The sequence below is a fragment of the Sinomicrobium kalidii genome (assembly GCF_021183825.1).
GTDB lineage: Bacteria > Bacteroidota > Bacteroidia > Flavobacteriales > Flavobacteriaceae > Sinomicrobium > Sinomicrobium kalidii.
In genome coordinates this window covers 1,341,215-1,365,822 of sequence record NZ_CP089211.1, presented here as the reverse complement: position 1 = coordinate 1,365,822, position 24,608 = coordinate 1,341,215, and the positions used below count along the sequence as shown (strand labels likewise).

The 24,608-nt window shown below is 45.9% G+C and carries 24 protein-coding genes; 13 read left to right on the top strand and 11 right to left on the bottom strand.

What is annotated here, in order from left to right; translation table 11 throughout:
• Positions 1-60: 60 nt before the first annotated feature.
• Together LS482_RS05530 and LS482_RS05525 are read left to right on the top strand one after the other, a co-directional pair.
• Complete coding sequence (locus LS482_RS05530; RefSeq protein WP_233030754.1) at positions 61-1,014, top strand: PorP/SprF family type IX secretion system membrane protein; 954 nt, start codon at positions 61-63, stop codon at positions 1,012-1,014.
• A gap of 52 nt (positions 1,015-1,066) precedes the next feature.
• Positions 1,067-1,888 (top strand): coiled-coil domain-containing protein, encoded by an 822-nt coding sequence (locus LS482_RS05525; protein ID WP_233030753.1) that lies wholly within the window; start codon positions 1,067-1,069, stop codon positions 1,886-1,888.
• Between the two features lie 113 nt (positions 1,889-2,001).
• On the opposite strand, the gene LS482_RS05520 is transcribed toward LS482_RS05525, so the two are convergent.
• The 5 genes from LS482_RS05520 to LS482_RS05500 form a co-directional block, all read right to left on the bottom strand.
• On the bottom strand, positions 2,002-3,153 hold the full coding sequence (locus tag LS482_RS05520; RefSeq protein WP_233030752.1) for an alpha/beta hydrolase: 1,152 nt from the start codon (positions 3,151-3,153) through the stop codon (positions 2,002-2,004).
• A 149-nt stretch (positions 3,154-3,302) separates the two neighbouring features.
• Entirely contained in the window at positions 3,303-3,923 is a 621-nt protein-coding gene (locus LS482_RS05515) for a hypothetical protein (RefSeq protein WP_233030751.1), read from the bottom strand.
• Positions 3,924-3,940: 17 nt separating this feature from the next.
• Complete coding sequence (locus LS482_RS05510; protein ID WP_233030750.1) at positions 3,941-4,492, bottom strand: RNA polymerase sigma factor; 552 nt, start codon at positions 4,490-4,492, stop codon at positions 3,941-3,943.
• Between the two features lie 36 nt (positions 4,493-4,528).
• Positions 4,529-5,239 carry a helix-turn-helix domain-containing protein gene (locus LS482_RS05505; protein WP_233030749.1) on the bottom strand — a complete coding sequence of 237 codons (711 nt, stop codon included), beginning with the start codon at positions 5,237-5,239 and terminating at the stop codon, positions 4,529-4,531.
• Between the two features lie 620 nt (positions 5,240-5,859).
• Positions 5,860-6,519 (bottom strand): response regulator, encoded by a 660-nt coding sequence (locus LS482_RS05500; RefSeq protein WP_233030748.1) that lies wholly within the window; start codon positions 6,517-6,519, stop codon positions 5,860-5,862.
• A gap of 409 nt (positions 6,520-6,928) precedes the next feature.
• Here LS482_RS05500 and porN point away from each other — a divergent pair, with 409 nt between their 5' ends.
• Together porN and LS482_RS05490 are read left to right on the top strand one after the other, a co-directional pair.
• Positions 6,929-7,831: a type IX secretion system ring subunit PorN/GldN gene (gene porN / locus LS482_RS05495; protein ID WP_233030747.1), complete on the top strand. Its 903-nt coding sequence runs from the start codon at positions 6,929-6,931 to the stop codon at positions 7,829-7,831.
• Positions 7,832-7,924: 93 nt separating this feature from the next.
• Positions 7,925-8,998: an NAD(P)/FAD-dependent oxidoreductase gene (locus LS482_RS05490; RefSeq protein WP_233030746.1), complete on the top strand. Its 1,074-nt coding sequence runs from the start codon at positions 7,925-7,927 to the stop codon at positions 8,996-8,998.
• A 140-nt stretch (positions 8,999-9,138) separates the two neighbouring features.
• Here the strand turns inward: LS482_RS05490 and LS482_RS05485 are convergent, their stop codons facing one another.
• Both LS482_RS05485 and LS482_RS05480 read right to left on the bottom strand, forming a co-directional pair.
• Positions 9,139-10,074 (bottom strand): serine hydrolase, encoded by a 936-nt coding sequence (locus tag LS482_RS05485; protein WP_233030745.1) that lies wholly within the window; start codon positions 10,072-10,074, stop codon positions 9,139-9,141.
• A 76-nt stretch (positions 10,075-10,150) separates the two neighbouring features.
• Positions 10,151-10,555 carry a DUF983 domain-containing protein gene (locus LS482_RS05480; RefSeq protein ID WP_233030744.1) on the bottom strand — a complete coding sequence of 135 codons (405 nt, stop codon included), beginning with the start codon at positions 10,553-10,555 and terminating at the stop codon, positions 10,151-10,153.
• Positions 10,556-10,820: 265 nt separating this feature from the next.
• On the opposite strand from LS482_RS05480, the gene LS482_RS05475 reads away from it, so the two are divergent.
• From LS482_RS05475 to LS482_RS05435, 9 genes are all read left to right on the top strand, one after another.
• The gene (locus LS482_RS05475; protein ID WP_233030743.1) at positions 10,821-12,731 is read left to right on the top strand and encodes an ABC-F family ATP-binding cassette domain-containing protein; all 1,911 of its coding nucleotides are present in this window, start codon (positions 10,821-10,823) and stop codon (positions 12,729-12,731) included.
• Positions 12,732-12,984: 253 nt separating this feature from the next.
• Entirely contained in the window at positions 12,985-13,896 is a 912-nt protein-coding gene (gene cyoE, locus LS482_RS05470; RefSeq protein ID WP_233030742.1) for a heme o synthase, read from the top strand.
• Positions 13,897-13,958: 62 nt separating this feature from the next.
• The gene (locus tag LS482_RS05465) at positions 13,959-14,540 is read left to right on the top strand and encodes a cytochrome c oxidase subunit 3 (protein WP_233030741.1); all 582 of its coding nucleotides are present in this window, start codon (positions 13,959-13,961) and stop codon (positions 14,538-14,540) included.
• 51 nt (positions 14,541-14,591) lie between these two features.
• Positions 14,592-15,581 carry a cytochrome c oxidase subunit 3 gene (locus tag LS482_RS05460; RefSeq protein WP_233030740.1) on the top strand — a complete coding sequence of 330 codons (990 nt, stop codon included), beginning with the start codon at positions 14,592-14,594 and terminating at the stop codon, positions 15,579-15,581.
• A gap of 60 nt (positions 15,582-15,641) precedes the next feature.
• On the top strand, positions 15,642-15,989 hold the full coding sequence (locus LS482_RS05455) for a cytochrome C oxidase subunit IV family protein (RefSeq protein WP_233030739.1): 348 nt from the start codon (positions 15,642-15,644) through the stop codon (positions 15,987-15,989).
• 103 nt (positions 15,990-16,092) lie between these two features.
• Complete coding sequence (locus LS482_RS05450) at positions 16,093-16,764, top strand: hypothetical protein (protein ID WP_233030738.1); 672 nt, start codon at positions 16,093-16,095, stop codon at positions 16,762-16,764.
• A gap of 88 nt (positions 16,765-16,852) precedes the next feature.
• Complete coding sequence (locus LS482_RS05445; RefSeq protein ID WP_233030737.1) at positions 16,853-17,542, top strand: SCO family protein; 690 nt, start codon at positions 16,853-16,855, stop codon at positions 17,540-17,542.
• Between the two features lie 10 nt (positions 17,543-17,552).
• The gene (locus tag LS482_RS05440; protein WP_233030736.1) at positions 17,553-18,080 is read left to right on the top strand and encodes a DUF420 domain-containing protein; all 528 of its coding nucleotides are present in this window, start codon (positions 17,553-17,555) and stop codon (positions 18,078-18,080) included.
• A gap of 60 nt (positions 18,081-18,140) precedes the next feature.
• Positions 18,141-18,428: a hypothetical protein gene (locus LS482_RS05435; RefSeq protein ID WP_437441010.1), complete on the top strand. Its 288-nt coding sequence runs from the start codon at positions 18,141-18,143 to the stop codon at positions 18,426-18,428.
• Positions 18,429-18,440: 12 nt separating this feature from the next.
• Here LS482_RS05435 and LS482_RS05430 read toward each other — a convergent pair whose 3' ends face one another.
• From LS482_RS05430 to LS482_RS05415, 4 genes are all read right to left on the bottom strand, one after another.
• Positions 18,441-19,778: a TolC family protein gene (locus LS482_RS05430; protein ID WP_233030735.1), complete on the bottom strand. Its 1,338-nt coding sequence runs from the start codon at positions 19,776-19,778 to the stop codon at positions 18,441-18,443.
• A gap of 9 nt (positions 19,779-19,787) precedes the next feature.
• Positions 19,788-22,865, bottom strand: a complete 3,078-nt coding sequence (locus tag LS482_RS05425) for an efflux RND transporter permease subunit (RefSeq protein WP_233030734.1) — start codon at positions 22,863-22,865, stop codon at positions 19,788-19,790.
• The gene (locus tag LS482_RS05420; RefSeq protein WP_233030733.1) at positions 22,862-23,926 is read right to left on the bottom strand and encodes an efflux RND transporter periplasmic adaptor subunit; all 1,065 of its coding nucleotides are present in this window, start codon (positions 23,924-23,926) and stop codon (positions 22,862-22,864) included. Before LS482_RS05420 ends, LS482_RS05425 begins: the two co-directional genes overlap by 4 nt.
• 248 nt (positions 23,927-24,174) lie before the next feature.
• Positions 24,175-24,585, bottom strand: a complete 411-nt coding sequence (locus tag LS482_RS05415; RefSeq protein WP_233030732.1) for a BrxA/BrxB family bacilliredoxin — start codon at positions 24,583-24,585, stop codon at positions 24,175-24,177.
• Between the last annotated feature and the right edge of the window lie 23 nt (positions 24,586-24,608).

Below are 24,608 nucleotides of genomic sequence, written 5' to 3'. Positions count from 1 at the left end.
CCGGAGGTTTTGGCAGGAAAATACGGAAAAGCTGGCTTTTCAGTCCAAAAATGTGAGCACATGAAAAAAAATCTATGCATACTGGCTATTCTCTTTATGGCGAAAATCCATGCCCAGGAACTCGCCCTCCCGGTATATACGCAATACCTGGCAGACAGTGAATTTGCAATATCCCCCACCTATGCGGGTATAGGCGAATACATCCGGGTACGCGCCAACGGTGTTACCCAGTGGGTCGGAATAAAAGATTCCCCCAATACGCAGTCCCTTTCCGGTGATGTGCGCCTGGGGATGCGCTCCGGGGTCGGGATCACGGTATTTAACGATAAGAATGGCTATACGCGGCAATACGGAGGGAGGTTGTCTTATGCCCACCACCTTACCATAGATGCCTATGAGAACAATTTCCTCTCCCTGGGCATCTCCTATAATTTTAACCAGTTCAAGATAGATATTTCCGACTTTGAGAACGGCGATCCCGGAATAACCGACAACCGGCTGGTGAACAACCACAATTTTGATGTCGGGGTCCTGTATCGCTTCAGGAGGTTTTACATGAGCATCAATGCGTCCAACCTGCTCAATAAGCGTACGGATGATTTTGCCATAACGGAACCCAACATATTGCGGAACTATTCGGTGTATACCGGTTACAGGTTCCGCAAGCACAAAAAGAGCGATTTTGAAATAGAACCTTCGGTCTACTTCCAGTGGTTTGAAAGTGACGGGCGTTCCAGTACCGATTTCAATATCAAGGTCAGGAAATACGATTTTGAAGATTATTACTGGGCCGGGATCTCCTATCGCTTTCTCAATGACCAGGTACTCGACCCGCTCAATATCGGGCCCATGGCCGGGGTGAAAATAAGCAACTTCTATGCGGCGTATTCCTACCAGGTATCGCTCAATTCCATCCTGGGCTATAACAGCGGAACGCATATGATTACCCTGGGGCTGGATATCTTCCAGGGCATAGGAGAATGCAGGTGTACACTTAAAGACGGTGGCTGGTAACGTTGTATCCCTCTGAATATTGATATTTCATAACCCTAAACTTATAATTTCCATGAGACATAATGTATTGTGTTTGTTTTTTCTGATGTCTTCTGTTTTTGTTTTTGCCGATTGTACCACACTCTATTCCTCGATAACCTATGCCTTTTCGCACAGCGGAAAGTCGCTTGAGGCCAATAATTTTGACCATCAGCGTTATTATGCCAAAAGGTCGCTGCAAGCCCTGGAAAAAGCCGAAGAACAAATGGAGAGCTGCGATTGTACCAAAATAAACAACATCATGTACGACGTAAGGGAAAGCCTGGAAAAGGCCATAGACCCGGAAGACTGGGACACCGGGCGTTTTTATGTGAAAAAGGCCAGGGAATACCTCAGTGAAACCATAACTACCCTGGACCGGTGTACTGCCGATACAGACCCGGTACCCGCATCGGCACCTGACGAAGCAAAAGAGGATGATTACAGTGACAAGAAGGTGGCCGGGGAAGACAAAAAAGTGACCCTGGCCGAAAAACAGGAAGCATTGAAAAAAGAACAGGAAGCCCTTATTGCCAAACAAAAGGCACTGGAAAGGCAGCTGGACGAACAACGCCGTATTGAACAGCAACTGGCGGAAGCCCGGCAAAAAGAACTGGAAGCCCAGAAAACACTGAAGGTCAAGGCCGAAATCGAGCTTTATAAAATGGAAAGTGCAGCCATGGAGCTTATCAATGCTTTCAGCTGCGGAGAATTTGTAATAAAGGAAACCTATAAGAGAGGAGAGGAGGTACTGCAGGAGGAGAGCCTGGAAGAAACCCGGCACTTCTACAGGGAAAAACTGAGGGAGATTGTAAAAAAGATGACGGACGAACTGGATAATTGTTCCGGAAAATGACCCCGGATCAGGAGGTAGGCATAGTGTTTAAAAAAATGAAAAACCGCTCCGGATTTTCCGTGCAGCGGTTTTTTGTTTTTACCACACAGGTAATTGATGCGTAAATAAAGCAATTACCAGCCCATATCCTTCTTTATATTGAATATTCTTTCCTGTACCATATCTTTGGTAAGAAAATCGATCTCGCTCATCAGGAAAGCCTTTTCATAGGTCCGCATGGCCTTTTTGGTATTGCCGCTTTTTTCGTGAAACTCCGCTTCAAAGAAATAGCCCAACATGGTATCCGGAAACTCCTTTTTTCCCAGTTTGCCCAGGCTTTCCAGGGAAGGGAGGTCTTCTTTTTCCAGACAGGCCGCATAGATGGCCATGACATCGTTCAACCTTATTTTTTTGTCGACGTCATAAGTGCCGTGGATGGCGTTGTATTTGTTTTCCAGGTAGTCGTAGACAATACCTTCTTCATAAGACAGCACCTCTTTTTCATATTCCTCCGGGGGAATGGGTTGGTAAAGATCGAAAATACCATACAGGGACCGGGGTATGGCATGGGCGGCTACCGTATAGTTGTCCGAATCCTCAACAATACTGAAATTATAGTGGAGTTGGTCGTTGTCTATGGCTTGCAGGGATTGATGAAGTTCTTCGATACGCGCGGCATTTTCGGCATCCCGGTTTTTGTCGGATGTAATGAGGTAGTAAAATTTCTGTATTGTAAGCGTAGATAACCGGCTGGTGAGGTAGTCCGTTACATTAGGGGCAAAAGTGGGCGCTATGTTGACATATGCATCAAACAAGGGCCGGTCTTTGAAGAGGTAATAGTTGATGAAATTGGCCGTAAGTCCGTGACCTATGATAATCCTGAAGTCTGCAAGGTTATATTCGTCGGCCAGCGAGGGGAGCAATTCCATCCCTATAAACTCAAAAAAGTTGTTCCCCTTGTCTTTTGGAAACCCGGTATCTTCGTTGTAATTACAATCACTGAGCCGGCTGTTTTCCTGGCGGATACCTACAATGATGCTCTCGGGCATTTCGTCATTATAGGTATAGAATCCGGACGCGGCCATTACCGTTTCAAAGAGGTAATCGGCATCCAGGACCACAATGAGCGGATACTTTTTTTTAGCGTCATAATTTTCGGGGATGTGGAAAATGATTTCGCGGTCTTCCCCGAGTTTTTCAGATGTGTATGTCGTTTTTTTATACTGGGCATACATGGTATTCACTGCGAAAAAGAAACTTACGCATAGGCAAAAGATGTATTTCATTCCTGTAGTTTTAAAATTTAGTTGTTTGTCTGTTGGAGGAGATAATGCTAACGGAACGGCCTCTTAAACACATAAAAACAAGCATTACAACAGTTGCAAATGCTTGTTTTATATGATGAAGATCGAAAATATCGGGACGGGTGATTTTATCAGTCCTCTATGATCTTTTGCCGTTTTCCGTCTTTGTAGAGCGCCACAAAAACATCCTCAAATCCCATGTCCACCAGTTCTCCCCTGAGAACACGGGCCTCGTCAGGAGTGTTGAATATACCGATACAGAATGCGTAAAACAGGTTCGGGTTCTGCGTATAGATAAAATTGGTGTTAGACTGTAACGGGATCTGATCTGTTTCAAAAGCCTTTACCTGTACGGTATAGACAGAATCCCGCGATGCCGTTGCCGGAAGGGGAGCGGCCCTGGCCTCATCCAGATCGTGCCGGAGGCCTTTATTCTCGTTTTCCAGTTGCGCCAGCCTGTCCTTTAACATAGAAGTGCTGTCGGCACTTTCAAGCAAAAGCGAGTTTTTTTCGTAGCAGGAGGCATAAGATGCTTCCATGGCAGTTAACTCGGAATTGAAATAGAACGCAAAACCTATAATGGCAAGACACAGTATGGAGGTGATCCCCCAGGCCGTGTTCCGTGTTTTCACACTTTTGTCATAACTGTCGTTCTTACTGCTTATCTGGTCCAACAGCTTTTTATTGTTTTCCTGTTCCCTTTCTATTTTTTTGTGCAGTGCTACCAGGTCGTCTTCTTCTATGTATGGCATATTCGGTGTGGTTTGGGTTATATGGATATATTATTTCTTTTGGCGATCTTGCGGAGGTTGGTCAGGGCATATCGCATGCGTCCGAGCGAGGTGTTGATATTCACCCCCATCTCTTCCGATATTTCCTTAAAGGTCATTTCCCTGTATATCCGCATGATTATCACGTCTTGCTGATCCGGCGGAAGCTCTTTGATAAGTTTCTTTACACTGGTTTCCGTCTGCTGCTTGATGAGGTATTTTTCCGCATCCGGCGAGGCATCTTCTATACCGGACAGAAAACTGAAGTCTTCAAGGTGCCGGAAAATGCGCTTTCTCTGGTTTTGTCTGAAATGGTCTATGACCAGGTTGTGCGCAATACGCATAACCCATGACAAGAACTTGCCTTCTTCCGTATAGTCTCCCTTTTTCAGGGTTTTGACAACCTTGATAAAGGTGTCCTGGAAAATATCTTCGGTAATGTTCTTGTCGAGGACTTTGGAAAAAATGAAATTATAGATTTTTTGAGAATGCCGGGTTATGAATACTTCTATGATCTTATCGTTTTCAGCTACTAAACTTTTTACTTCCATTCTGGGGCAATTTTTTCGGTCTTCGGGTCACAATTATTAATGGTCTCGTTTTACGATATCAAGGGACAAAATGTTAGTCACCCGCCATGCCTCGGTAATTTCTTCCACAGGCATCACAATGTTGTTGGAAAAGTTCTCGTTGTCGTTTAAAAGGTTGAGTATGTAGGGATTTTTCGGATCTTTCTTTACCCTGTTGATATGGATTCCCCGCAGTTTGCTGATGAGGATGCATATACTGTTATCTTCAATAAGGTCGTGATCATTGATCCGTTCGCCTATCACATAAGCACCTTCTTTCAATGTGGGCGACATGGAAATGCCGGCCATCTGGAAAGCCCTTGTGTTGGGGGTGGAAAATGAGAACGGAAGGGAACATTTGGGCATTTTGTCCAGGAATTCCTCCTTGTGATAGTTAGACACATACTGGTATTGCGCCTCGATGGGTACAGCCAGGATGTTGTTGGCCGATCTGTTCCGGGTATATTCCGTTGAAAACAGCGAGTTCAGGTCTATGTCCAGCATGTTGCATATCGAGATGATCAATTCGTAGTCCAGGCTGTTCCTCCTCTTCCATGTGGATATGGTGTTCGGTTTTACGTCGAGGACCCTGGATAACTCAATGTTGGTCTGAATGCCGAGGTGGCTCTTTAACTTCTTTAAAAGAAGTGTTACGTCTACGGTGTAATCCCTTTTAAGGGTGATTGAGGGGTTACTTTCTTTGGTTGTTTCGATTGTATTATATTTCATAATAGAGAGAATTTACAATGCTTACGGGTCATTTACCGGTCCGGAAAAAATTAAAAACCACTCCGTTGGTCAAAAAGGGCAGGTTGCCTGATGACATCCCGAATGTACATGTCATACCGTGACAACCCGAAAACGGGCAGTGAACTAACCAAGTAGAGTGGTTTTATGTAAAAAGAACTTTTAATATCAGGATGGGGTGTCATCCATTATATGTCCAAAAGTATAGTGCAGCGCGTTATTTTCGGCTTCAGGCGATATAGTATTTGTTCGGCAACTTTGTAGAACTTGTTCTAATGCCATATAAGAATTTATGGCAGTCAAAATGAAGGGGAGTGTGAGACAAATTGTCCTTTTTGATAAAAATGTGGCGCATTTCGAGCGGTAAAAGCTGCGAAATGCGCCACAGGGTTATGGCAATTAAAAACATACCGGGCCGGCGGAAATAAATACCCGGAAACAAATGCACCGCTACCTGTGCAAAGTTGAAGTTTATCCTGTCGGGTAGTCAGTATTCGGTTAATCCCGATCCCGGTTACCGAGCACTGATTGCCCGTTTTTAACTTCTACATGCCTGCGGGTTCACCTTTCTGTTTAGGGATGCATTTGTCCCGATATTTCCGTCAAATGGCAATAACCGGTGTGTCATAGTGGTTAAAGATCTCGATGAGTTCGGTGACGTTACCGATATTCAGTTTTTTGAATATCCGCATCTTGTGTGTACTCACCGTAGATTTCTTCAGGTCCAGTATGTTCACAATTTCCAGGTTGCCGTTGCCTTTGGCAATTAACCTGGCAATTTCCAGTTCACGATTCGACAGGCTGTTCAACGGGTTTTTCAACGGCTTTCCGTGTCGCAGGGAGGACTCGTGCAGAAAATGCTTTGTCACAGACCTGCTTATGTAGGTGTCTCCGTTTATCACCTCGGTGATCGCTTCTTCTATTTCTTCCTTTGAACTGTGTTTGTGCAGATAGCCGTTGGCTCCTGCATGGATAAAACGCATAGCGTACCGTTTCTCACTAAGGGCAGAGAACATCAGTATTTTTACGTCGGGGGATATGGAACGTATAACACTGATCATCTCCGTACCTATGCCATTGGGGATATCAATATCCAGAATGATCAACTCAAAATATTCTTTTTTGAGAAGGTCTATGGTTTGTGAAAAATCTTCAATGGAAGTGATCCTTGCACTGGGTAGGAAGTCCTCGATAATTCGGGCAATTGCAAATTGGATAACAATGTGGTCATCAACTAGTAGAATGGGGTAATTTTTGCTCATGGATACATCGTTTTGGTTTAACATTATGGGGTTATCTGTTTGTACTTTACGAAAGGTGATCCACTGTTTCGAAATGCCAATATAGTAAATTTTTGATTACAGGCCGCTGGGATGTAAATAATTACGCTATCTTTCGGAACATCGATTAAAAATCTCTTTTTGTGATTATTTACAGAAAGTGTATATTTCAAACTGAAAATTTTTTTGACGGGAAAAATTGTTATACACAATAATATCCTTTTTATGGAGTTTATGTTCGTAAATAGTGTATTGCTTTTCGGTAGGACATTAAGATGGTAAATAATTTTTTTTAATTGTATCTTTTTGTCGTCCAGTTTTTTACGTGTTAAATGTTAAAGTTTTAACGGAGTAGTGTTTTTTTTCGTGCTAAACTAAAAAATCAAAAGTTATGTGTTGGAAGGGTGTTTTGTTAACTGTTACGGTGGCGTTTATGTGGATAAATGTCAATGGACAGGCTAATATACTCAATGCTGAAAAACCCGAGGATATTGGGAAGCTTACCGAAGCGCAGGCCCAGGCCGATCCCAATAAACCTTTGGAATATGGCTATGTAGAAGACAGGGATATCTTGTGGTCTAAAATGACCTGGGAAGTTATTGACCTCAATGAAAGGGTAAACTTTCCGTTGTATTACCCCATAGACGGGCAGGGTGCACATGTAGGCCGGCAGTCACTTTACGATGTGCTGGTCACCAATATCAAAAACGGCAGGATACAGGATATCTATGCGGATTCCTATTTTACCGAAAAAAGGAGGTTCGGGGAACTGGAGGCTACACTGACCAAGGTGGACACGACAGACCTCGGGCTCGAACAGGTGAATGCCGGAGAGCAGGTTTCCGAAATGTATATAGACCGGAGAGATCTGAGTGCAGCGGATATTGTGGAATATCACATCAAGGGCATGTGGTATTTTGACAAGCGCCAGGGCGAATTAAAATACCGTTTGCTGGGCATAGCGCCCGTTGCGCCCGATATCAATTTTATGGACCAGGGCATCACCGATGGCTCCAATCTGGTAGAACTCTTCTGGGTGTGGTATCCGAGTGCGCGACAGGTGCTGCATGAAGCCAAGGCGTTTAACCTGGGCAATTCCGGGGTGCCCATATCTTTCGATCACCTGTTGAATGCCAGGCGGTTCAATGCTGTTATCTATAAAGAAGAAAATGTGTATGGCGACAGGGAGATCAGTGACTACATCCCGGATAACGCCATGTTCCAGTTGATGGAAGCAAAACGCATCAAGGAAGAAATACGCAATTTCGAACAAGACGTCTGGAAAAACGAATAAATGTTACCCTCATTCATAATAACCCGGATATGAGAATATCCGAAATTCCCTCTGAAACGCCCGTACTGTTCGGGCGTTTTATATTTTTGTGTTATGGAAACAGATTATATTGTTGTGGGGCTTGGGCTGGGCGGAATAGCTTTTTGTGAACAGCTTCGGGAAAACGGTAAAAGGTTTGTGGTCTTTGACGGAGATTCCCAGCAGTCGTCGTCCGTAGCGGGCGGGGTGTACAATCCGGTAGTGCTGAAACGGTTTACTGCCGCATGGAGGTCTGAAGAGCAGTTAAAAATAGCGGTCCCCTTTTATCAGAAACTGGAGCAAATACTGTCCGGAAAACTGGTCTATCCTATGCCCGTATACCGGAAATTTGCTTCCGTGGAAGAACAGAACCTCTGGTTTGAAGCCGCTGACAAACCGTCACTGGCCCCTTATCTGTCTCCGCGGATCATTCAGAACACCAATACCGGTATCGATGCTCCCCATGGTTTCGGGGAAGTGTGGCATACAGGAAGAATAGCAGTGAAAGCACTTATTGAAAAGTATGCGGACCTTCTTCTTTCGCAGGATTGCCTGCGGAAAGAACACCTGGATTACGAAGTGCTGGAAGGTACGGGAACAGGGGTGCGTTACAAGGATATAAAAGCGCGGCAGATTGTCTTTGCCGAGGGGTTCGGCATGTTGTCCAACCCGTTTTTTAAATACCTTCCGCTCCGCGGGGCTAAGGGGGAGTTGCTTACCATCCGGGCTCCGGAGTTGAACCTGAATTCGATTGTAAAGTCGTCGGTGTTTCTCATTCCTGTGGGAGAAGACCGTTATAAGGTCGGGGCAACTTATAACTGGAAAGACAAAACCAACGTGACGACCTCCAGGGCAAGGGAAGAGTTGCTGACTAAATTAAAATCGCTGCTGAAATGCGATTTTGAAGTGATAAAACAGGAGGCAGGCATACGCCCCACCGTGGCCGACAGAAGGCCCCTTGCAGGAAGGCATCCACAGGAAAATAATGTGTATGTCCTCAACGGGCTGGGCACCCGGGGAACCCTGGTAGGGCCTTATGTTGCGAAGCAATTATATGATTTTATAGAAACAGGAGCTTCTTTAGATGAGGAGATCGATATTTCCAGGTTCCGGTCCCGGTTCAGGAAATATCAGGCCGCACAAGGGTAACTGTCGGAAGAGATAACAGGTCTGTATTTTTTCGCAACGGTTTATTAAGTCAGTTAGTGGTATTGCCTAAATAATTCAATAACCGGAGCGCAATTTTATTGCTTGTCAAAACCTTTGCACCTTTCAGTGTAATGGTTTGATCAGTACGTCCGCATCAGCGTATCGATCTTTTGTGCAAGCAGGCGGAATTTGGGCAGGGCCTGTTCTTCCCGGAGCGGTAAAAAGCAGGCGATAACGTAATGTACTTCCCCGTCCTTGACAATTCCTGCATCGTGGGTCCAGTAAGACCACCATCCCGTTTTGTGGTAAAACATGGTATTGTGCGGCAGTCCCTCGGATAGCTTGGTGTTGTCCAGCTGGCGTCCCAGCAGTGTTTTTAGCTGCATGCTCACCCACGGATTGACCAGGCGGTTTTCAGTGATCCGGTACAGGAAATCGGCAGCGTGGAGTGCACTTGTTTCCGTACCCCGTATGTCTCCGTACCCCGGGTCTTCGAATTCCCTTTTCAGGAATTTGCGGGTGACTTCGCTGCCCTGCCAGTTGTACTTGTGCATCAGGGCATTGATGTTTTTTCGTTGTGTCAGGTCTATAAGGCAATTTGCGGCCGAGTTGTCACTGCGGGTTATCATCAGGTCCAGCAAGTAGTTTACGGTTACCGTGTCCCTGTCATGCAACAGCGGCCTCGGGTCGGAGAGTACTTCCCTGGCCGTATCCACATCATTGGGTGACCGGACAACATAAAGGGAATCGAGTGAATACTTTTTTGCCGAAACCTGCCGGAGTACTTCGGCCGCCACATACATCTTATACACGGAGGCCGGGTAAATGAAGTTCTCCATATGAACCCCGCCTATTTTTGGCCTTTCACCATCTTTTAGTTGTATCACGGCCAGGGATATCTGTTCCGTACCGTCTTCTCCTACCTGGAAATCCCCGTCCAGTCCCAGGTCCCGGGCTATTCCGCTCAGTTTTTCCGATAGCAGGGCGTCCTTTTCATAATACGAAGGAATGGATCGGGATTGTTGTGCGGTAAGTGGAATGCAAAACAACAGGCATAAGGGAAGCAATGTTTTCATAACGGGATAATTTACAGCAAGATATCAAAAAAACAGGATATCGGTAGTAAATCAGCTTGCCGGAATCAATCCGCCTTCAGGAAATCCCGGCTTTTTGGTGTTTTTTTCCTGCTTCCGGGTCGTATTTGACAAAAAAATTGATCCAGATGTTCCTGGAAAGCCGCATAATTACGGGCATGAATACAATAAGTGTCCCCATGATGGCAAAGAAGGCCGTTTTGAGTCCAGTGCCGATAAAGAGAAAGGAAATGACAAATGCCGCTACCGCAAAAGCAGTTCCCACGGCATAGCTCACATACATGGCGCCGTAGAAAAAAGAAGGTTCCATTTTATACCTGATACCGCAATGCGAACAGGTCTCGTTCATTTTCAGGGTCTTTCGCGGGTGGTACAGGTTTTTGGAGGTATACATGCTTTCCTGCTGGCACCTGGGGCAACTCCCTGTTAAAATACTGTATAAGCGGCTTCCTTTTTTTAACATGCTGTGAAGATTGATAGTTCGATTTTGTTTGCAAAATTACTAAATATGGGGTAATGTAGGGCTTACGGATGCCCAAACTTCGCCGGGCCGAAAAAAATACGTTTATTTGCACCGGATTATGGAAAAAACAGGGGGAGGTCCGGTGGCAAGGAGACAATTAATGGGGCGGTGCGGTACATTGGTACCCCGCAGCCAAATTAAATTCTAACCGGGGAAACTCCTGAACTCCAAAACTGAAAACTGTAAGAACCGGAAACCAAAGACAATGCTTAACATTCACAACTTATCGATTTCTTTCGGAGGAGAATTTCTGTTTGAGGAAGTGTCCTTTCGCCTGAATCCGGGCGACAGGGTAGGGCTCATTGGAAAGAACGGTGCGGGAAAATCCACAATGCTGAAGTTGTTGTCCGGGGAAATGCAACCCGATACCGGGGTCATCGCCTCCGATAAAGACACGAGCCTCGGTTTCCTGAAACAGGATATCGATTTTGTACAGGGCAGGACGGTACTGGAAGAAGCCTACCAGGCATTTGAAGAAATAAAGGCCCTGGAGATACAACTGGATGAAATAAACCGCAAACTGGCCGAAAGGACAGACTACGAAAGCGAAGCCTATAACCAGCTTATGGTGGACCTCAGTGACATTACCCACAGGTATGAGATCCTGGGCGGGTATAACTACCAGGGCGAAACCGAAAAGGTATTGCAGGGACTCGGTTTTAAAAGGGAAGATTTTGATAAGCTTACCGATACTTTTTCCGGAGGATGGCGGATGCGGATAGAACTGGCCAAACTACTGCTTCAAAACAATGATGTGCTCCTGCTCGATGAGCCCACGAACCACCTCGACATAGAATCCATTATCTGGCTTGAGCAGTTCTTACAGCGCTATGCCGGGGCCGTGGTTATTGTATCTCACGACAAAATGTTCCTGGACAATGTAACCAACAGGACCATAGAAATATCCCTGGGCAAGATATATGATTACGACAAACCTTATTCCGAATACCTAACCCTTCGCACGGAGATCAGGCAGCAGCAGCTCAACGCCAAAAAGAACCAGGAAAAACAGATACAGCAAACCGAAAAGCTGATAGAAAAATTCCGGGCCAAGGCCTCCAAGGCCTCCATGGCGCAATCCCTTATCAAGAAACTCGATAAAATAGAAAGGGTAGCGGTCGATGAAGAGGACAACAGCGTCATGAACCTCAGGTTCCCGCTCTCCGTACAGCCCGGTAAAGTGGTTATAGAAGCTGAGAGCGTATGCAAGAGTTACGGAGAGAAGGAAGTGTTGAAAAACATCGACCTTATGGTGGAACGGGGGAGCAAAATAGCTTTTGTAGGGCAGAACGGACAGGGAAAAACTACCCTTGCAAAGATCATTGTAGGTGAGTTGGCGCATAAAGGAAATGTAAAGCTGGGCCACAATGTGCAGGTAGGCTATTTTGCCCAGAACCAGGCTGAATACCTGGACGGTGAAAAAACCGTGCTTCGGCTTATGGAAGATGCGGCCAATGATTCAAACCGCAGCAAAGTACGCGATATGCTCGGGGCATTTTTGTTCCGTGGCGATGATGTCGACAAGAAAATAAAAGTGCTGTCGGGAGGGGAACGCAATCGTCTTGCACTTTGCAGAATGCTGCTGGACCCTTTTAATGTGCTGGTAATGGATGAGCCCACAAACCACCTGGATATAAAATCCAAAAACGTGCTTAAACAGGCCCTTCAGAATTTTGAAGGAACGCTTCTGCTGGTCTCGCACGACAGGGATTTTCTCCAGGGACTTACGGACAAGGTTTATGAATTCAAGGACAGAAAGATAAAAGAATACCTCGGCGATATTAATTTCTTCCTGGAGCAACGGGACGTAACAGATTTCCGGGCCGTTGAAAAAGCCACTGTTGAAAAGAAGGAGAAAGCAGAAAAACAAAAGGAGACCAAACTGTCCTACGAAGAACAAAAAAAACAGAAATCCCTGAAAAACAGGTTGAGCAAGGTGGAGTCGCTCATCACCCAACTGGAGAAGGAGATTGAGGAAACCGATGCAAAACTGGCAGCGGATTACGATGCTCTTTCCGAAGATGCCGTGTTTTTCGAAACCTATGAAAGAAAAAAGAGCAAACTGGAAAAACTGACGAGGGAGTGGGAAGAATTGATGCTGACCCTGGAGGAATAAAAGGAAAAAGCCGGGCAAGGGCGTATCCGGAAGCACAAATACCTGTATGTCCGGAGCGTAAAAAACCGAATTTAAATATTTACATCCCACACATTAAAGGCCCCTTTAAAATAGCGCGTCTCAAAATTCCGATTTTATAATTTAAACGGTATCTTTGCACCCGATTATTTAGACAGGAGGTGCTAGCTGTTAGATGTTAGCATGGAGTTTTGGGATATTCATGAAGGCATCTCCGATCTCATATCTGAAACCGATGAAAACGGCATTGCGAACAACAACGAAAACGGGGACTTTTACCCAGGCTCTGGACGACTTTAAGCAGATTACCAAAGTAGGCCTGGCCGTGAGTGTGGTGTTTTCTTCCGTTGCCGGTTATTTCCTCGGCGCCGAGACCATAGACTATAAGGTGTTGCTGCTCCTGATGGTAGGCGGATATTTCATGGTAGGGGCGTCCAATGCCTATAACCAGATCATAGAACGCGACCTCGATGCCCGTATGCAACGCACCATGAACAGACCCATCCCTGCGGGAAGGATGTCGGTGAATACCGCATTTGTTATTGCTACCGTATGCGCCATACTCGGGGTGGTGATCCTTTATATGGTAAATCCGAAAACGGCCATGTTCGGGGCCATATCCATTTTTTTATATACCAGCGTTTACACTCCCTTGAAAACAAAAACCCCGCTGTCCGTTTTTGTGGGGGCATTTCCCGGGGCCATTCCCTTTATGCTGGGCTGGGTGGCAGCTACCGGTAATTTCGGTATAGAGCCCGGAACGTTGTTCATGATACAGTTCTTTTGGCAGTTTCCCCATTTCTGGGCCATCGGATGGTTGTTATATGACGATTATAAGAAAGCGGGTTACTACATGCTGCCTACCGGAAAAAAAGACAGGGCTACCGCACTGCAGATAATAATGTACACGATCTGGATGATCATTGTTTCCGTATTCCCGGTAACCGGCCTTACCGGAAAGCTGCATCTTTCAGTAGCAGGGGCAGTGATCGTGGCGCTGCTGGGTATGGGAATGCTTTATTTTGCCATACGGTTGTATCAGGAAAAAGACAATGCTTCCGCCCGGAAGCTGATGCTGGCCAGCGTGGCCTATATTACTTTTGTACAGGTGGTGTATGTGGCAGACAAGTTTATCGGCGGATACTAAAATAATAAGAAAAAATAACGGGAAGTACCCGGAATAAAATTAGCACGAAGCAAAGCTGAAGTATGGATTTAACACGTGGAACTTTTGAAGAAAAGAATGCCAGGGCCAAAAAGATGATGCTTTGGTTCGGAATGGTCAGTATAGTGATGACCTTTGCCGGACTTACCAGTGCGTACGTGGTGAGTAAAACCAGGCCCGACTGGCTGAAGGACTTTGAACTGCCCGCTGCATTTTTTGCAAGTACTGCATTTATACTGGCAAGCAGCATTACATTCCATTTTGCCAAAAAAGCGATTGTGAGGGCAAACCGCGGTAGCGGCACTGTATTGATGCTTGTAACACTGGTGCTGGGAGTAGCATTTATCGTGTCGCAGTTCATGGGCTTTTCCCAGATCATTGAAGACGGGTATTATTTTACCGGTAGTCAAAGTACCATTACCACTTCGTTCCTGTATGCCATTACGGTGGCTCATATGGTACACGTTTTTGCAGGTATTATTGTACTTTTGACCGTAATTTATAATCATTTTAAAGAAAAGTACAAACCGGGGCAAACCCTTGGTTTAGAATTGGGTGTGACCTTTTGGCATTTTCTTGATTTTTTGTGGTTATACCTCATTTTATTTTTCTATTTCTTTAGATAAGAAAAAAACGTAAATTTGGGCAGTTTTTTAAACAGATATATGTATTAGTGTATGGAAGCTACTGTTACAACAGCTACAGAAGGCGCGGAAGGCAAGGTTTGGGGAGGAGGCAATGAGCCGCTCAAGGCCAGTTACGGCAAAATGATGATGTGGTTTTTTATCGTCTCCGATGCCTTGACATTCTCCGGATTTCTCGCTGCATACGGATTTTCGAGATTTAAGTTTATCGAGTCCTGGCCCATTGCGGACGAGGTGTTTACGCACTTTCCGTTCCTACACGGCGTCGATGCCCCGATGTATTATGTAGCGTTGATGACCTTTATCCTTATCTTTTCTTCCGTGACCATGGTACTGGCCGTGGATGCCGGACATCAACTCAAAAAGACCAAAGTGACCTGGTACATGCTGCTCACCATTGTGGGAGGATTGATATTCCTCGGGTCACAGGCCTGGGAGTGGAAAAACTTTATTCTTGGAGAGTATGGCGCACTGGAAACACGGGGAGGAAGGATCTTGCAGTTTGTGGATGCCGATACCGGCGACCGCATTGCGCTTCACGATTTTGCCACACCCACAGGAGAAGCAAAACAGCACGTGAATGCCAGCGGACTGGCTGCCGGTGTTGAGGAAGGTGAGGCCGAAGCAATATACACCGTAAAGGATATTGTAGATGGTTTTAATGCACACTCCAATGTGGTGATACGGACAGAAGTTCTTAATGAGGAAGGACACAAAACCGTGCTCAGCAGAAACGAATCAGAAGAAAAGATAAAGAGTGCCGTGATGGTGGTGGAAGGCGCTGACCTGGAACGAAATGAGTACGGGAACAGGCTGTTTGCCGACTTTTTCTTCTTTATCACAGGTTTCCACGGTTTCCACGTCTTTTCAGGGGTTGTGATCAACGTGGTGATATTCTTCAATGTTATCCTCGGAACCTACGAGAGGAGAAAAAACTATGAAATGGTTGAAAAAGTAGGACTGTACTGGCACTTTGTAGACCTGGTGTGGGTATTTGTATTTACTTTCTTCTACCTGGTATAAACAACAGAACAGACAATATTGTAAGATTCCCCGGAAGGGAGTTAAGATAACCTAATTGAAATGGCACACGCACACGAATCAAACGTAAAGAGAATATGGACGGTATTTGTTATCTTGTCCGTAGTAACCATTGTGGAAGTAGCTCTCGGTATCGTACGGCCCGGGTGGTCTATGATGCATCTCATAGGAATGAAGCTACTGAACTGGATATTTATTATTCTTACGATAGTAAAGGCATATTATATTGCATGGGCTTTCATGCACCTGGAAGGAGAGAAAGCCAGTCTCAGGTGGACCATCGTGCTCCCGTTGCTGATCCTGATCCCGTATTTGATATTTATTTTGCTCACTGAAGGGAATTATGTGCATGATGTATTGCACAATGGTCATGTCAGTTGGGATTTCTAAAATATATTTAACAGTATAAAAAAGGCGGTTTTGAACCGTCTTTTTTATTTTTGTACCGAGTTTAGGGGATTTTCAGTCCTTTGACCTTTAACCTGTATCGTAAATGAAGAAGTATTTAGTGCTCGGGGTATTGTTTATTCTTCCTATTGTGGCTTACCTGTTTTTTGCTTCCGGGGTGAATAACTTCGTGAAATTACCGGTGCTTACCGAAAACGTGGATGAAGTAACGGCCTTTAAATCGCTAGACGGTAATGAGGTGCAGCTGGAGAACAGGATCACTGTGCTCGGTTTCCTGGGGCACGACCTTGAGCATAAAAAGGGGAATGCCTTTAACATCAATCAGAAAATATACAAGAGGTTTCACGAATTCAAGGACTTTCAGTTCGTCATGGTATTGCCTCTCGGGAAGGAAACGGAGGCAGTGGCGTTAAAATCGGAACTGTCCCCGCTTACGGATATGGCAAACTGGAAATTCCTCTTCGGAACGGATGAAGCTATCCGGGATCTTTTCCGCAGCCTGCATACCAACCTTACGCTGGACGGCAGTATGAGCACCCCTTATGTTTTTATAGTGGACAGGGAGCGTAATTTGAGAGGACGAAAAAAAGATAAGGATTCCGGCAATAAACTATACGGCTTTGACGCCACTTCGGTTGCCGAACTCAATGACAAGATGGTGGATGATGTCAAGGTGTTACTGGCAGAATACCGCCTTGCGCTGAAAAAGAACAATACCACCAGCAAGCGGGATTCTTATCTGAAAAAAGTAAAATGATAGTGAATATCTAAACCCGGGCACCGGAGATGAGATTGACGAACACAGTTTCGGAACCGGTTGTCAAAAACAGAAAAACTTTAGTCCGATGAAAGGAAATTATACATATGTCTGGATATCTTTGGTTATCCTTGTGTTCGGTATTATTTTTATTCCCAAAATAATTGACCGCGTCAGGGAAGGGGATATTGTTGATAGTGACCGGCATAATATCGGTCAGAAAAGTGTAAAGGTCAGTGAAGAGGAATTGGTGAAAGTAGGGCAGGTACCTCCCTTTGAATTTACCGATCAGCACAATAAGACCATTACTAATGCAGATTACAAGGGGAAAGTGTATGTGGTGGAATTCTTTTTTACTACCTGTCCCACCATCTGCCCCGTGATGAACAGGAACATGCTGAAACTCGAGAAAGTATTTCAGGACAACCCAGGTTTCGGGATCGCTTCGTTTACCATCAACCCGGAGAACGATACTCCCGAAGTATTGCTGGAATATGCAAAAGAATACGGAGTTAAACACCCGAACTGGCATTTTCTCACCGGGGACCACGATGCGATATACAATCTTGCCAATAACGGCTTTAACCTCTATGCAGGGGTTAACCCCGAGGTTGAAGGCGGCTTTGAACATTCCGGGATGTTTGCGCTTATAGATGCCGAAGGAAACATACGTTCCAGGACAGACAAATTCGGCAACCCGCTTGTGTATTACGACGGATTGGAACAGGAAGGTATTGATATGCTGAAGAACGATATTGCCGTTCTGCTCAAACAATAAAACCGAACGAATGGCTGCAACCGTAGAAGAAAAGAAATACAACAGACTCATTCTGGTCCTTTCCATTGCTATTCCCGTGGCAGTGGCCATACTTTTCGGAGTGAAGCTGCCCAATGTGGAGCCACTGACCTTTTTGCCACCCATATATGCCACTACAAACGGTGTTACGGCCGTTTTACTGGTGATTGCAGTCTGGGCGGTAAGAAACGGAAAAATAGCTTTGCACGAGCGTTTGATGAAGGGGTGCATAGGGCTTTCCGCTGCATTTTTAATAATGTATGTGGCCTATCACATGACATCGGATTCCACGCCCTATGGGGGAGAGGGGACAATAAAATATGTGTATTATTTTATACTGATAACCCATATTCTGTTTTCCATAGCCATTATACCCATGGTGCTTATTTCGTTTGTCAGGGCACTTGCGAAGCGGTTCGACAAGCATAAGAAGATAGCAAAAATCACTTTTCCTGTCTGGCTGTATGTTGCTGTAACCGGTGTAGTGGTATACCTGATGATCTCTCCGTATTACGGATAGTCCCGAAAAAGGGATGCAATGAATTTATAGGGAATATTTTGTCATCCATCCGGCAATGAAATGAAGCAATGTTCCTTTGTTTATAGGATTAAAAACGATTATTTTTGTCGGGTAAATAGCTATAGATCACAAACCATAAGCCGTAAATACTACATACTCGTCTTTGTTCTTCTGCTGGCCGTATTGCCGGCCGGGGCCCAGTGTGCCATGTGCAGGGCCGTACTGGAGAGCGGTGAAGGGCAGGAGGCTGCCCGGGGCATCAATAACGGGATTGTATATCTTATGGCCATTCCCTATATTCTCATGGCGGTATTAGGGTATTTTGTGTACCGCAAGTTCAGGAGTTAAAGGTTCCGGATTTTACGGAATAGTTCCCGTAAGCACTTTCAGGTCCACTATGGCAAGGTTATAGTTTAACTGTGCAGCATAGGCATTTTGTGCTGCTTTCTCCAGTTCTACTTTGGTTTCCAGTAATTCCTTTTTAGTGATCAAGCCCGTATCCAGTCCGTCTTTCCTGATCCGGTATTCTTCTTTTCTGAAATGATATGCCCGTTGTGCCGCATCCGTGAGTTGTTTGGCCTGTAGTGCATTCCGATAAGCTTTTCCGATTTTATGTTCGATTTCTTCCAGGGTGTTCTCGGCAAAAAGTTTAGCTTGTAACTGTTTGGATGTTTGTTGTTGCAACTCCGATTTTCGCTTGCCGAAATCCAGAAAATTCCAGGTCAGGTTGGCCCCGACGAAATAGTTGGTTTCCGGCAATTCTTTTATGATTCCCTGATAGGTTGCACCTCCTGTAATACCGAAGTCGGGCAGATAGGCGTTCCGGGCTGCTGCGACCCCGTGTTCGGCTTTTTCCAACTGGTATTTGGCGGCCTGTAATTCAGGGTTATTCTGAAGTACCTGTTCACGGTAGTGCATTTCGGATTGCAGGATGTAGGATGTTTCGGGAAGCGGGGCGAGCACAAGAGGAACACTGTCAGCTAAAGAAAGTGTATTGCGAAGGTCTGCCAGATAGTTGTCCCTTGCTATTTCGGCTTTTGTCAGGTCGTGTTCCTTGCCTGCTTTTTCTGCTTTCAGTCCCAATATTTCTACTTCCTGTATTTCTCCGGCCATCCTGGCACTTTCCGCATCGTATAACCGGGCATTGACCAGTTCTATCGCTGCTGTGGCTGCAGTTATTTTTTTCTCCTGTATTTTTACGGCATAGAAGAGCTTTTCCACTGCGGTCTGTATTTCGAGTGCAGCCTGTTGTGCCTTGCTGTTTTCCATTTTCGCTTCCGCACGTATGGCCTTGACACCATGATGCACCCTGAAAATCTGGGTGAGAGGCTGGTAGGCCAGAACACCGGCAGTAAAAATATCCCTGTTTCCCCGATAAAGGGTAAAATCGTTCCAGGGTATGGGAATATCCAGCAAGTCACCAATACTTCCCCCGGGAATGACAAAATTATTTTCATTGAAAGAATGAAGGTAGTTTCCGCTGGCATAGAGTAGAGGTTTTCCCTTGGCAGCCATGGCTTTTATTTTATAAGCACTTTCGTTGGCCTTTTCCTTTTGTAGCTGTAGAAGCTTGTTATGCGAAAGTGCCATGTCCCGGGCCTCTTTCAGGCCCAGTGTAAGCGGTTCCTGCCCCTTTGCGGAACAGGGAAACAATATAAGGATGAACAGGAGGTATATGGGAATCAGTTGCGTGTTCATGTTTAACATTCATTTTGATATGGAATGGGCAATGTCTTTAGGTTTTATCACGAGGGCATACAATACGGGTATAGTGAGCAACGCAATGATCATGGACCAGATTACACCTACGGCCAGCACACTGGCCAGCGGGCTCCACATGGGAGATCCGGAGAGGATCATTGGCAGTACGCCGAATGCGGCAGCCATTGCCGTGAGGAAGATGGGACGCAAGCGCCTTTTTCCAGCCTCAATGGCAGCTTCGGGTATGGAATCTCCTTTTGCAAGCAGTTCATTGGTATGGTCAATCAGGATAATGGCATTTCGGACGACCACTCCCGAAAGACTTATAAGCCCTACAAAAGCAGTGAAACCGAAATTGTTCCCCGTAAGTATCAGGCCAAGGAAAGCGCCGAACAGGCTTAACGGGATAGTTAACATAACCAGCAGGGTCTCTTTCAGGTTCCTGAACTGGAATAGCAAAATGAGAAAGATAAGAACGATACTGATCCCCAGTGCCACGATCATCTGGCTGAAGGTTTCCTGTTTGTTTTCATATTCCCCGCCGTATGATATCTGATACCCCCGGGGGAGTTCGAGGTTGTCAATTTCTTTACGGGCACGGTTCAATACCTGTTCCGGCAATACCCCGTCTTTGCTTTCACTCAGGACAGATAGTGTGCGCACCCCGTTCCTGCGAACAATACGGCCCGTGTACCATTGCGGGGCAAGTGTGGCGATCTGCCGAAGGGGGACCGAACTTCCGGTAACGGGAGAAGGGAGATAGGTGTTTTCCAGGTGACTGAAGTCTTTCCGGCTTTCTTCATTCAATCGAAGTACAAGGTCTACGGGCGTGCTTCCTTCATACATGGTACTTACCGGGGCACCGGAAAAACCGACATATAAAGCCTTGGCCACACTTTCGGTAGTAAAACCGAGCCTATTGGCTTCCGGTTTCAGCTGTATGGCCACACCGTAATAGTCTTCGTGAAAATTGTCGCGTACGTTAAGGCTTCCCGGCGTATTGTCGAGAATCCGGGTTACCCGGTTGCCTATGTGCTTTATGGTCTGGAGCTCTTCGCCGGAAATACGTACTTCTACCGGCGCAAGATATGGTGTTCCCTGCTGCATTAACCGTACCAGGGCACGGCCTTCCGGGACCAGGGCATCTGCCTTTTGTGTTAATTCTTTGGCAAACTCCTGTGCAGCGTTGTCATCAGTAGTATTTATCAGTATTTGTGCAAAATTTGTTGCCGGCACCTCCGGGGAAAAGTTGTAATAGAACCTGGGGGCACTGCTCCCGGTAAACATGGCGTAGGAAACTACCCTTTCGTCTCCGGCTACTTCCCTTGCAATAGGCTGGATGGCCGCCTCTGTTTTTGCAACGGTAGTTCCCGTAGGCATCCAGAGGTCTATAACAAACTGATTGCGTTCTGCTGCCGGGAAGAATTTCTGAGGGATGAAGAAATAAAGGGCAATGCCTATTACAACCATGAGCAGGCTGCCAAAAACCGTAATCCTGTGATGGGCCATGCACCAGTCGAGTGATTTGTCATAGATGTTCTGAAGGTGATCCAGCATGGAGGGTCTTTTAGAAGTCGCCGCTTCCGGATTGGTCTGGTGCAACCCTTTTTTAATAAAGGCGTGGCAAAGGATCGGGGTGAAGACCATGGCTACCAGGAACGAAGAAGCCAGGGCAATGGTTACGGTGAGCGGGAGTGCAAGGATAAATTCACCTACCGAACCGCTGAGGATGATCATCGGGATGAATGCTGCAATAATCGTTATGGTTGCCGTGAGTACCGGGACAACGAGGTCCGTGGCACTGCGCCAGGCAGCTTTTGATGGTGGCATCCCTTCGTCCAGGAGTTCTACATAGTTGTCTGCAATGACAATGGCGTCGTCTACTACCATACCCAGGACAACAATAAGTGCGGCCAGGGAAACCTGGTGCAGTTCAATTCCGAAGGCGTGGAGCATGGCGAAAGTCATCGCAATGGTCATGGGGATGGCCATGGCGGCTACCAGGGCAATTCGGAAGGGGAGCAATACCAGTATGACGATAACTACGGCAATGATGGCAATAAAAAATTCGCGAATAAAATGACTTACGTTGTGATCCACCAGGCCGGGCTGGTCTATGACCTTGACAATATCCACATTTGATGGTAGTTGTTTGGCAACTTCACCGATGATTTCTTCTACATCTTCTCCGAAGTCCACAATATTATTACCTTCCTGCATTTGCAGGGATAGCATCATTGCCGGCTGACCGTTAACGGCGGTGTAGGAATAGGCTTCTTCGTACTTGCGTTCAATGTGGGCTACGTCACCCAGGCGGATAACATCACCGTTTTTTGCCGTTCCTACCACCTGCCGTGCAATTTCCTCTTCCGTATTGTAGTAACCGGTGGTGTAAAAAGGGACCTTGGTAGCGTTGGTTTTCAGGTGGCCACTGGGATAAATATTGTTTTGCGACCGGAGTATTCTGACGACATCGGTAAATTTCACACCATATTGTGAGAGCTTCTCCGAGTTGGAGGTAATAACGATTTCCTGTTGTCGCTCCCCGATTCGTTTCATTTTGGATATGGCCCGTAAACCACGTAGTTTATCTTCGAGTTTCCGGATGTATTCCTTTAATTGTCTGTAATTTGTGTCTTTCGTCGTAATTCCCAGAACAATGGCTTCCGTATCCCCGAAATCGGAATTTACCAGGGGACCCACAATGCCCGATGGTAGTTGGGTTTGTTTGGTGACCTGAAGGGCCACGTTGAGCTTGTTCCAGAACACATCCGGACTTTGGACCCATTCTTCCAGTTCTACCTGAATAACCATAAGACCGTCCCTGGAAGTTGAAAATGTCTTGCCCTTACGTACTTCTGAAAACTGGAACAGCGTTTCCTCGACCTTCCGGGTAAGCTGATCTTCTACCTGGGCTGAATTGGCTCCCGGGAAAAATGCCAGAACCAATCCCTGACGTACGGTGATCTTGGGGTCTTCCCTGCGCGGCATGGTGAAAAGGGAGTATGCTCCGGCAGCAAAGACAATAACCAGTACGGAAATGGTAACCTGTGGATACTTCAGGGAAGAACGGACGAAATTCATGGCTCTTGTTTTACGGTTACGGGAGTGCCGTCGTATAGCTTTTGTTGTGCCCCGGTTACAATACGCTCTCCTTCCTCAAGCCCCGATGTAATTTCTATCCGGTCCTTGTGAAATTTACCTACGGATACGCTGCGTTTGAATACCGTGTTGCTGTTTTTATCCAGGACATAAACATAAGTGCTGTTGTCCGCATCCCTCAAAATAGCACTTCCCGGGACTGTCAGAACTTCGGTTTCGTTATCGGTGTCGATAAGAATCTCGGCAATCATGCCTGGTAATATCCTGTGTTCCGGGTTTTTTACGAGTATTCTGGCGTTATAGGTACGGGTAGTGGCTTCTGCGGCCAGTCCCACCTCGGTTATTTCCCCCGTATAAACAGTGTCCAATGCCGGGATGGTGATCTTGGCCGTCTGGTGAAGTTTAATGCGGTGAATATCATTTTCCGGGACGGCAGCGTTGATTTTAACCTGGTCTATATCGGCCAGTCCGAAAACAGGCATGCCTTTATCAATAACTTCACCTTCCGAAACCCCTTTTTTTAACAATACTCCTGTAATGGGGGCATAAAGCCGGGTATCTTTAACATTCTTGGCGCGGAGTTCCTGTTGGGCTTTGGCCTGTTGCAGTCCGGCCTTGATAGCTACAAAATCGGCTTCACTGATACTGTTCCTGTCATGCATGATCTTCAAACGATCGTATTTGTCCTGGACCTCCATTAATTTTCCTTTGGCGGCCTGTAAACTTATACGATAATCGGTGTTGTCCAGGCTGGCGAGTAATGTCCCTTTTTGAATGGTTTCCCCTTCCTGTACCGCAACATAATTTACTTTTCCCGCAACCATAAAACCCAGCCGCAGGGTCTGTTTTCCTTCAACATTCCCGCTCAGGGATACGGAAGAGGAAACCTTGTCCGTTTTTACGACTTCGATTTCCACCGTTCGGGACGGAGGAGCTTCGCTTTTTTTATTGTCGGAAGTACAACTGCTCAGCCAAAAGATCATGGCAGTTATGGGAAGACAGTATTTGCAGGACTTACTTAACAGGAAACGGTGTGCCGGCATTTTAGTAAGATTTTGTTTACACTACCAAAATACAGCTTTTAGACCATATAAAAAAGTGGAATTTTAAGGAAACACCAATACGGAATGCGCTAAGACGGTCTTTCGGGATTTAAAATTTAAAAAAGGAAGCAGGGAGGAGGGCGATTCCGGGGATGGATTTTTAAGTGCATTCTGTGAGGTTCACCCAAAACAAAAAACCATTCCGTGAAAAGACGAAATGGTTTTTAATTTATTGCTGAAATTAGGGCCTAACAATGCTCGTTATAGGCTTCCATAAGGTTATCTGCAATCATTTCTGCCGGCCGGCCTTCAATATGGTGGCGCTCCAGCATATGTACCAGTTCTCCGTCCTTGAACAGGGCCATGCTCGGGGATGAAGGAGGGAAAGGAACCATACGGCTTCTCGCTCTGTCTGTCGCTTCCCGGTCCACTCCTGCAAAAACGGTGACTATATGATCTGGTTTCTTGGTATTGTCAAGAGATATTTTTGCTCCCGGTCTGGCATTTGCCGCGGCACATCCGCATACCGAATTTACCACTACAAGTGTGGTTCCGGGTTTGGCCAGGGCGGCATCTACTTCTTCGGGTGTATGTAATTCTGTAAACCCGACACTGGTCAGGTCTTCTTTCATTGGTTTTACTAATTCTTCCGGATACATATTTCTGCTTTTTTAAACTTGTA

Bases quoted from the DNA above. Each gene is read 5' to 3' on its own strand.
- LS482_RS05455 (WP_233030739.1), top strand. From the start codon at position 15,642: ATGGCACACGCACACGAATCAAACGTAAAGAGAATATGGACGGTATTT.
- LS482_RS05415 (WP_233030732.1), bottom strand. From the start codon at position 24,585: ATGTATCCGGAAGAATTAGTAAAACCAATGAAAGAAGACCTGACCAGT.
- LS482_RS05515 (WP_233030751.1), bottom strand. From the start codon at position 3,923: ATGCCATACATAGAAGAAGACGACCTGGTAGCACTGCACAAAAAAATA.
- LS482_RS05510 (WP_233030750.1), bottom strand. From the start codon at position 4,492: ATGGAAGTAAAAAGTTTAGTAGCTGAAAACGATAAGATCATAGAAGTA.
- LS482_RS05460 (WP_233030740.1), top strand. From the start codon at position 14,592: ATGGAAGCTACTGTTACAACAGCTACAGAAGGCGCGGAAGGCAAGGTT.
- LS482_RS05465 (WP_233030741.1), top strand. From the start codon at position 13,959: ATGGATTTAACACGTGGAACTTTTGAAGAAAAGAATGCCAGGGCCAAA.
- LS482_RS05500 (WP_233030748.1), bottom strand. From the start codon at position 6,519: ATGAGCAAAAATTACCCCATTCTACTAGTTGATGACCACATTGTTATC.
- LS482_RS05485 (WP_233030745.1), bottom strand. From the start codon at position 10,074: ATGAAAACATTGCTTCCCTTATGCCTGTTGTTTTGCATTCCACTTACC.
- LS482_RS05505 (WP_233030749.1), bottom strand. From the start codon at position 5,239: ATGAAATATAATACAATCGAAACAACCAAAGAAAGTAACCCCTCAATC.
- LS482_RS05450 (WP_233030738.1), top strand. From the start codon at position 16,093: ATGAAGAAGTATTTAGTGCTCGGGGTATTGTTTATTCTTCCTATTGTG.
- LS482_RS05490 (WP_233030746.1), top strand. From the start codon at position 7,925: ATGGAAACAGATTATATTGTTGTGGGGCTTGGGCTGGGCGGAATAGCT.
- LS482_RS05480 (WP_233030744.1), bottom strand. From the start codon at position 10,555: ATGTTAAAAAAAGGAAGCCGCTTATACAGTATTTTAACAGGGAGTTGC.
- LS482_RS05445 (WP_233030737.1), top strand. From the start codon at position 16,853: ATGAAAGGAAATTATACATATGTCTGGATATCTTTGGTTATCCTTGTG.
- LS482_RS05525 (WP_233030753.1), top strand. From the start codon at position 1,067: ATGAGACATAATGTATTGTGTTTGTTTTTTCTGATGTCTTCTGTTTTT.
- LS482_RS05425 (WP_233030734.1), bottom strand. From the start codon at position 22,865: ATGAATTTCGTCCGTTCTTCCCTGAAGTATCCACAGGTTACCATTTCC.
- LS482_RS05440 (WP_233030736.1), top strand. From the start codon at position 17,553: ATGGCTGCAACCGTAGAAGAAAAGAAATACAACAGACTCATTCTGGTC.
- LS482_RS05430 (WP_233030735.1), bottom strand. From the start codon at position 19,778: ATGAACACGCAACTGATTCCCATATACCTCCTGTTCATCCTTATATTG.
- LS482_RS05520 (WP_233030752.1), bottom strand. From the start codon at position 3,153: ATGAAATACATCTTTTGCCTATGCGTAAGTTTCTTTTTCGCAGTGAAT.
- LS482_RS05475 (WP_233030743.1), top strand. From the start codon at position 10,821: ATGCTTAACATTCACAACTTATCGATTTCTTTCGGAGGAGAATTTCTG.
- porN (WP_233030747.1), top strand. From the start codon at position 6,929: ATGTGTTGGAAGGGTGTTTTGTTAACTGTTACGGTGGCGTTTATGTGG.
- LS482_RS05420 (WP_233030733.1), bottom strand. From the start codon at position 23,926: ATGCCGGCACACCGTTTCCTGTTAAGTAAGTCCTGCAAATACTGTCTT.
- LS482_RS05435 (WP_437441010.1), top strand. From the start codon at position 18,141: ATGAAGCAATGTTCCTTTGTTTATAGGATTAAAAACGATTATTTTTGT.
- cyoE (WP_233030742.1), top strand. From the start codon at position 12,985: ATGAAAACGGCATTGCGAACAACAACGAAAACGGGGACTTTTACCCAG.
- LS482_RS05530 (WP_233030754.1), top strand. From the start codon at position 61: ATGAAAAAAAATCTATGCATACTGGCTATTCTCTTTATGGCGAAAATC.